This window comes from Brevundimonas sp. Root1423, assembly GCF_001426805.1.
In genome coordinates, this window is the sequence record NZ_LMFL01000062.1 from 1 (window position 1) to 7750 (window position 7750).

Genomic DNA, 7750 nt, shown 5'->3' on the forward strand with positions numbered 1-7750 from the left:
CGCGCACCACGGACGTGACCGGCATCGTGCACCTCAAGGAAGGTGTCGAGATGATCATGCCCGGCGACAACGCCGAGCTGAACGTCGAGCTGATCACCCCCATCGCCATGGAAGAGAAGCTGCGCTTCGCCATCCGCGAAGGCGGCCGCACCGTCGGCGCCGGCGTGGTGAGCAAGATCACCGAATAGTCTCTCGTCGAGGGCACGCCTAACAGAGCCCCCGCCAGCGCAAGCCGGCGGGGGCTTCGCGTAGATGGCCTTGCAGATACTGCTTCCCTCGATGTCCGACAGATGCCGTCAGCGCCTACTGGTCCCGCCTGAGTTCGGGCCAGTCGACGGATCGAAGGACCTGCTCTGCGGCGTGATAGCTCAGGTGGTCGGTGTCGATCAGAGCCGGCCTCCCCATCACCACCGTATGACAGCGACCGCGCGGACACAGGCTGTCGTAGGGCCGGATTGTCAGCGTCGCCGGGTACTCGGCCAGCACGGCCGCCACCACCGCATCGCCTTTTTCGCCCGGTTTGGTGTGCGGATGGAGCACACAGTTCGAGGCGGGCCTTCCCTGCCAGACCGGCCTGGCCAAGCAGCCGGGGAGAGGCAGAACAAACTCAGGCCCTGGTCCGATCACGGCGTTGATCAGGCCCATTCGGGATAAATCGTCCAGTGTCGCTTCGAGGCCTTCGGCGAGCCGGTCCGCCGGGGCGTCGTCGCCCGAACCGGTCGGTCCCAGCATCATCAATTCGGGATCGGTGCTGTCGAAGAAGAATCGGTTCCAGCGCGCACTCAGGATGACGAGCCTGACGCCGGGCGATCCCCTGAGCTCCTGGAGGACATCATCGTTGAATTTCTGACAGTCAGCGCGGACGGCGCCTTGAGCCGAGGCCAATTCGGAATGAGGGAGGGGCGCACATCCGGCCAGACTGGCGATGCGCACGTCGAAGCCCCGCTCGCGTCCGAGGCCTGCCAAGGCCCGGTGATAGTGGGCCGCATGTGAATCGCCCCACAGCACAACGATTGGCAAGGCGGAGCGGGGGCACGAGGCCGGCCGATTCGCAAACATTTCGCATGGGGTGGCCGGTGCAGGCGAAGCGCCAGGGGCGTCCAGCTGGTTCACCAGAGCCGGCGTCCGCCATTGTCCTCCATCCAGCAGCGGCGTCATTCCGAGAAGTACGGCCACCGCGATGGTCACGCTCAGCGTGACGGTTCGCGGCTGGCGACCCGAGCCGTGGTACGCCTTAGGGGGCCCGCGAAACGGTTGCTCCACGTACCGCCAGGACAATGTCGAAATGGCGAGGGCGGCGACGATCGACACCAGTAGTTCATCCGTCGCCAAGGCCCGCTGCAGCACAATCTCCGGGAACGCCAGTAGCGGCCAGTGCCACAGATAAAGGGAATAGGAGATCAGACCGATCCAGACCAAGGGTCGTGCCGAAAGAAGATGAGAAACCGACGTCTTATTTCTGTCGCCCGACCAGAGGATCAACAAGGTTCCGATGCACACGGGCAGAGCGCCTAGACCGGGAAATCGGGTGTGATCGTCATACAGGATCATGGGCGCGAGGATGAGCAACAGACCGCATATTCCCGCGACGTTTGCCAGGGACCTCCGGGGCGCCGGGCCCGGTGACCGGCAGGCCAGCCAGGCGCCGACCAGAAGTTCCCAGGCGCGCGTGGGAAGCAGATAGAAGGCCGCAGGCGGTGATCGGCTCAGCAGGACTTCCGCGAGGATCAGCGAAGCCAGTGCGGCGGTCATGATCAAGGCCGGCAAATGCCGCGACCATCCGAACCTGAAGATGATCGCCAGCGCGATCGGGAACAGGACATAATACTGTTCTTCGACCGCCAGAGACCACGTATGCAACAGTGGATTGGCTTCAGCATCTGGCCCGAAATAGTCCGCCGATCGCCAGAAGAAGATGTTGGACGCGAAGAGAATCGCAGCGATGGACGATCGGGCGAAAATACGCATCTCCGAGGGCAGGAGAAAAATGCAGGCCGCTATCGCGCTGAAGATCAGAAAGCATAGGAACGCCGGCAAGAGTCGCCGGACGCGGCGATCGTAGAAGCGCCAGAGATCAAGGGGGCCCAGGCGAATTTCGGAGACCAAAAGCCTCGCGACGAGGAAGCCGGAAATCACGAAGAAGACGTCGACACCGACGAATCCGCCGGGAAACCACTCGCGGCGCGCATGGAACAATACGACCGGTATGACCGCAAGCGCCCGCAAGCCGTCAATATCACGACGATGTCTCATGAGAGCCCCTACGCCAACCATCCACGCCGGCGTTCCGTCGCGCATTATGGGTCGAATCGCCTCGGCGCCTACAGGTCGCGATAGCCCTCGCCCGGGGGCGCCTCAGATAAACCGCACCACGACGCCCGGCCTGACCCCGGCGGCCAGCTGTTCGGCGTCCCAGTTGGTCAGGCGCACGCAGCCGTTCGAGGCGGTCTTGCCGATCTTCGACGGATCGGGCGACCCGTGGATGCCGTAGGTGTCGCGCGACAGGTCGATCCAGACCGTGCCCACGGGGTTGTTGGGGCCGGGGGGGATGACAATCTTCTCGTCGCCGCGGTCGTAGGTCACCCGGCTGGGGTCGTAGGTGTAGTTCGGCTCGGGTGCGACGCCGGTCACCGTGACCGTGCCCGACGGCGCCGGGCGCTCGCTGGAGCCGATGGTGGCGGGATAGAAGGCCAGCAGCTTGCCTGCGGCGTCATAGGCCCGCGCGGAGCGTTCGGTCTTGTCGACGACGATGCGGGCGACGCCGGCGAGGGGCGTGTCGGTCACCGCGGGGACGACGATGGTCTGGCCCGCGCGGCGGAAGTCGACGCCCGGGTTCAGGCCCTGAAGCAGGGCCTCCGTCATGTGGTAGCGCTCCGCCAGCCGTTCGAGGGCGCTGGCGTAGTTGACGCCGGACCGCGCCAGATCCGCCAGATCGCCGGTCGAGGGCGGGCTGAACGGCCCGGCCACATCCGCCTGGGTCAGGACGTACTGCGTCATGACCTTGCCGGTGTCCGCGGCGACGAGATGCTGGAGCAGGGCGGTGTCGGCGGCGTCGCCTTCGCCCAGACCGTTGGCCTTGCGGTAGGCCCCGATGGCCTGACGCGTGTTGTCGCCCGCCAGCCCGTCGATCATGCCGGGGGAGAACGGCGTCCGGTCCAGCAGGATCTGCAGTCGCACCAGTCCGGGGTCGGGCGCGGTCGTCGCGGCCGCGGCGCCTGTCTCGCCCGTGGCCGGGGCCGGAGCGGGCAGGGGGGACGCGCCCGACGCGGCCGGCGCGGGGGCGGCGGGCACGCCGGCCTCGATCTGGGCGACGGTGAGAACGGGCGGGCCCCCGGTCTGGCCCTGGGCCTGCTCTCCCGGCGCCGGTTGAGCGGGTTCGACGGGGTCGGGCGCGCCGCAGGCGGCGAGGGCGAGGAAACTGGCGGAGGCGAGGATCAGGCGAAGCGACATGGGAATCCGGACAATGGCTGTGTCCGAACCCAATCCCCGGACGGCCGGGTCGTTCCGTGCGTAGATTCAGCGAAGGCTCGCGAGGCGGCCGGGATCAGGGATTGGGCTTTCCCGTAGACGGATCGGTGGCGGTCTCGCCCGAGTTGGACGACCCTTCGGAACCCCTCGGTTCCGTGGCGGGCCGCGGCGGCTGGCCTTGCCGCGCGGGCGTGCGCTGGTCCTCGTTTTCGGTTTCACGGCTGGGCGGACGGCGGGGGTCGGTCATGGCGGGCTCCGGACGGGGCGAAGGGGGACTGGATGGGCAACGCCCGCCGCGGTGCGAGGCTCCGCACAGACTTCGTTCACCATGAACGCTCACCGGCCTGAAACGGGGCCTGTGCGACACAGGACCGGAAACAGCGAGCCGTCGCGCCCGCCCAAGGGAAGCCGCATGACCGGATTGAGGGTCGATATCGTCAAGGTCGATGCGCTGGAGGAGACCGCGTGGTCGGACTGGCGCGCCATGCTGGCCGCCGATCCGTCGTTGAACAGCCCCTATTTCCGGCCTGAGTTCGCCCAGGTCGCGGGCCGGATCAGTCCGGCCGCAGCGGTGGCGGTGTTCTCGCGCGGCGGGGAGACGGTCGGCTTCTTCCCCCACCAGCGGCGGGGCGGGGCGGTTCAGCCCCTGGCCGCGCCGATGAACGACTACCACGGCGTCATCGCCTTCCCGCGTCAGGCGCCTTCGCTGGAAGAGGTCGCGCGGGCGCTGGGCGCGGCCCGGCTGAACGTCACGGCCTGGGTGGGCGAGACGGGTCTCGGCGAGGACCGCCGCACCGTCCAGGTGGAGCTGGGCGAGGGCGGCTATGAGGGCTGGTACGCCGAACGACGCGCGACCCAGGGCAAATTCTTCAAGGACAAGGAGCGCGCCCGACGCAGCATGGAGGCCGAGCTGGGTCCGCTGCGGGTCGAGCGGGGCCTGCGCGACCCGTCCCTGCTGGACTGGCTGATCGCGTTGAAGCGGGACCAGTACCGGCGCACGGCGCGGCACGACATCTTCGCCTGCGGCTGGACGGTCGACCTGCTGCACGCCCTGCTGAAGGACGGCCGCGACGGCTTCGGTGCCTCCATGGCGGGGCTGTGGGCCGGCGACCGGCTGACCGCGATCGAATATTCGCTGCATGCGGGCGACCAGTATCATTTCTGGTTCCCGGGCTATGAGCCCAGCCTGGCGCGCTGTTCGCCGGGCATCCTGCTGAGCATGGACACCATGCGGCTGGCGTCTGACCTCGGCTACCGGACCTTCGATTTCGGGTTCGAGGGCGAACACTACAAGAAGTATTTCTGCAATGGCGCGCGGATCGTGCGCGAGGCCGTGGTGCTGAAGCCCGGTCTGGGCGCGGCGGTCAGCGAGGCGGCGGTCGGCGTGCTGGGCGGGCGTGGCGTGCGGCTGCGCACCAGCGTGCGGCGGCGGTGGGCCGCCATCGAGGCCTGCGAAACGACGCCGGGGGCCCGCCTCAAGGGCGCGATGCACGCGGCCGGCGCCGCGCTTGCAAAGGCCCGCCAGAGTTCGATTCGACCCGTTCCGGCCTGAGACACCCCATGACTGACAAGCGCACCCGCTATTCCGGCCCGATCGAACGGGTCGAAGTCCATCCGCACAATCTGGTGGAGCAGGGCTTCGCCTCCGACGAAGCGCTGGCGGCGGTGCTGGACCGTTATCCGGCCGGGCTGTTCGACATCAACCTCTATGACTACGACGAGGAGGGGCAGGTCTCGTTGCGCACCGGGGCGCGGGGGCGGCTGAACGGCGACGAACTGCTGGCGGCGATCCAGCAGGGCCGGCTGTGGGTCAATCTGCGCGAGGTCGAGACGGGCTGGCCCGAGCTGTGGGCCGCCGCCATGGCGGAGTTCCGCAAGGTTCAGGCCGCCTATCCGGGCCTGCGGGCGGTCAGAAACGCCGGACAGCTGATCCTGTCTTCGCCCCGGGCGCGGGTGCCCTATCATTTCGACGCCGCAGGCGTGGTGCTGTTCCATATGCGCGGCCGCAAGCGGATCTTCGTCTATCCGGGCGACGAGGCGCATCTGGCCGAGGCGGACATGGAACAGGTGGTGTCGCGCCAGACAACCGAGGAACTGCCCTATTCGCTGGCCTTCGAGGCGGACGCCCAGGTCATCGATCTCGAGCCGGGCCAGGCGCTGACCTGGCCGATCTACGCGCCGCACCGGGTCGAGAACCTGGACCGGTTCTGCGTCTCCCTGTCGATGGACTTCCAGACCTGGTCGTCGCGGCTCAGGAACGGGGCCCTCTATACCAATGCGGCGCTGCGCAGCCGGGGCGCCCGGCCCCGCATGACGGACCGAATGACGCCGCCCGAGCTGGCCGCCCGCTGGGCCGCGTCGCTGGCGCTGAAGCGGGCCGGGGCGTTGAAGAGCCGGATCGCGACGTTCGAGCGCGATTTCGAACCGGACGTCGGCGCGGCTGACGGGGCGGGTGCCCTGAAGGCCTGAGCGGGAGCGGGAATCCGCCGGAGAATTGGACGACGGATTTCAAAGACTCCGACGACGGAATCCGGTGTGACACGGACGACTTCGGTGAATTCGAAGTCATGACCTCGTTTTAAGCTGACTTCAGTGTTGGTCAGCCGCACCTTCCCGGCACATTCCGGAGAGGGAACGCCGTCATGAAACTCGCCATCGCATCCGCTGCCGCCATCGCCATCGCCGCCGTGGCCGCCCCCGCCTTCGCCAAGGCGGGCCCGGAGGTCGATATCCGCCACGCCGTGGCCCGCGTCGCGGTCGTGGTCGAGGACCGCACCGACATCGCCGTGGAGATCGAACAGGGGAGTTCCGGCCTGCCGCCGGTGCGGGTCACGCGGGACGGCGCCAATGTTCGCATCGACGGGGGGGTGCGTGGCCGGGGTCTGTTCAGCGGCGGCGACAACATCCGGAACTGCCGCCCGGGTCCCGAAACCGCCCAGCCCGGCGTCGGGGCGTCGGTCGAGGTCCGCAATGTGGGCCGGGTCAATCTGTCGGCCGCGCCGCTGATCGTCATCCGCACCCCCCGCGATGTGAACGTCGAGGCCTCCGGCGCCGTGTTCGGCTCCGTCGGGCGCGGCGCCGCCTCGATCGAGCTCGGCAACGGCGGATGCGGGACCTGGAATGTCGCCAACACCGAAGGCGAGATGTCGCTGGGCGTCTCCGGATCGGGGGATATCCGGGCCGGGACCTCGTCCGCGCTCGAGGCCAGCGTCTCGGGAGCCGGGTCCATCACGGCCGGCGCCACCCGCGACCTTGACGTCTCGGTGTCCGGCGCCGGCGACGTCATCATCGCCCGTGTCGACGGGCCGGCCGAGATCAGCATCTCGGGCGCCGGGGACGTCGCCGTCCGGGCCGGAACGGCTCCGACCCTGAGCGTGAGCATCGCCGGCGTCGGCGATGTCGATTTCGACGGCGTCGCCGGCGACGTGGATGTCTCGCTCGCGGGGGCCGGCGATGTCAGCATCGCCCGCGCGACCGGTACGGTGAGCCGTTCGATCGCCGGAGTCGGCGACATCCACATCGGCCAGTAGGCCTGCGCCCTAGGCGGGCTCGAGCGTATCCATATGCGCGACCACCTCGGTGACGCACTGCAGATGCATGGAGATGCTGTAGTCGAGGCATTTTTTCCAGTTGCTGGAGCCTGCCTCGTGCATGTTGTCGCAGACGGCGATGCTGCGCTGCAGACCCGCGTTGCATCGCTGGATGCCAGGATGATCCGTCACTTGCGAGACGGTGGCGCCGGCGGAGGCGAGGGTGAGCGCGAGAGCGAGTGACAGCGTGGTGAGATGGCGCATGGGAAGCCTCCTTGTCGTCGTGGAGGCCAGTGGAGAAACCTTTCGTTAACCATGTCCATCACTCTCGCCTGACAGGGGTGTGGACGCCGAAGGGTCTGGATGCGCAGATGCCCGACCCGGGCCTCCCGGCCGGGCGGCGTGGCGTGACGCTCGCTCGTCGACCCACAGTCCGGCGGAAACCGGCGGATCGCAGGCTCAGCCACAGTTTCGCCGCTTGACCAAATCGGAATCGRCGGTCATAAGCCCCCACTCTTGTTGGACCGGCTGTGCATCCCGCKTGTTTTTGGGATGCAGACGCGGYYCGCAGGAACGACCTCGGACCTGTTCTTTGCAGTGACCCAGGACTTCAACGGCCTYCGCGGTTCGCTGCGTGGGCCGATCGTTTTTGCGGACGTGCGTACTCTGAAGGCCTCACGGCCTGAAGGCTCCGGTCTTTGAAATGGTTCACAGGGACGCAGGTTCGCCTGCTTGGGAAATACGACCGATAT

The 7750-nt window shown here is 67.9% G+C and carries 7 protein-coding genes and 1 pseudogene; 4 read left to right on the plus strand and 4 right to left on the minus strand.

The window, feature by feature from the left end; translation table 11 throughout:
* Window positions 1–188, plus strand: a pseudogene (gene tuf, locus ASD25_RS26555) (elongation factor Tu); the annotation flags it as partial.
* 115 nt (window positions 189–303) lie between these two features.
* Here tuf and ASD25_RS26560 read toward each other — a convergent pair.
* From ASD25_RS26560 to ASD25_RS31425, 3 genes are all read right to left on the minus strand, one after another.
* Complete coding sequence (locus tag ASD25_RS26560) at window positions 304–2253, minus strand: acyltransferase family protein (protein WP_162246635.1); 1950 nt, start codon at window positions 2251–2253, stop codon at window positions 304–306.
* 102 nt (window positions 2254–2355) lie between these two features.
* Window positions 2356–3450 carry a L,D-transpeptidase gene (locus ASD25_RS26565; RefSeq protein WP_055832122.1) on the minus strand — a complete coding sequence of 365 codons (1095 nt, stop codon included), beginning with the start codon at window positions 3448–3450 and terminating at the stop codon, window positions 2356–2358.
* Between the two features lie 94 nt (window positions 3451–3544).
* Window positions 3545–3715 carry a hypothetical protein gene (locus tag ASD25_RS31425; protein ID WP_200943735.1) on the minus strand — a complete coding sequence of 57 codons (171 nt, stop codon included), beginning with the start codon at window positions 3713–3715 and terminating at the stop codon, window positions 3545–3547.
* 165 nt (window positions 3716–3880) lie between these two features.
* On the opposite strand from ASD25_RS31425, the gene ASD25_RS26570 reads away from it, so the two are divergent.
* The 3 genes from ASD25_RS26570 to ASD25_RS26580 all read left to right on the plus strand — a co-directional run bounded on the left by ASD25_RS26570 (window position 3881) and on the right by ASD25_RS26580 (window position 6998).
* The gene (locus tag ASD25_RS26570) at window positions 3881–5020 is read left to right on the plus strand and encodes a GNAT family N-acetyltransferase (protein WP_055832124.1); all 1140 of its coding nucleotides are present in this window, start codon (window positions 3881–3883) and stop codon (window positions 5018–5020) included.
* An 8-nt stretch (window positions 5021–5028) separates the two neighbouring features.
* Window positions 5029–5937: a cupin-like domain-containing protein gene (locus ASD25_RS26575; RefSeq protein WP_055832126.1), complete on the plus strand. Its 909-nt coding sequence runs from the start codon at window positions 5029–5031 to the stop codon at window positions 5935–5937.
* A gap of 173 nt (window positions 5938–6110) precedes the next feature.
* Window positions 6111–6998 (plus strand): GIN domain-containing protein, encoded by an 888-nt coding sequence (locus ASD25_RS26580; protein ID WP_055832127.1) that lies wholly within the window; start codon window positions 6111–6113, stop codon window positions 6996–6998.
* Between the two features lie 9 nt (window positions 6999–7007).
* Here the strand turns inward: ASD25_RS26580 and ASD25_RS26585 are convergent, their stop codons facing one another.
* Complete coding sequence (locus ASD25_RS26585; RefSeq protein WP_055832129.1) at window positions 7008–7262, minus strand: hypothetical protein; 255 nt, start codon at window positions 7260–7262, stop codon at window positions 7008–7010.
* Window positions 7263–7750 lie beyond the last annotated feature (488 nt).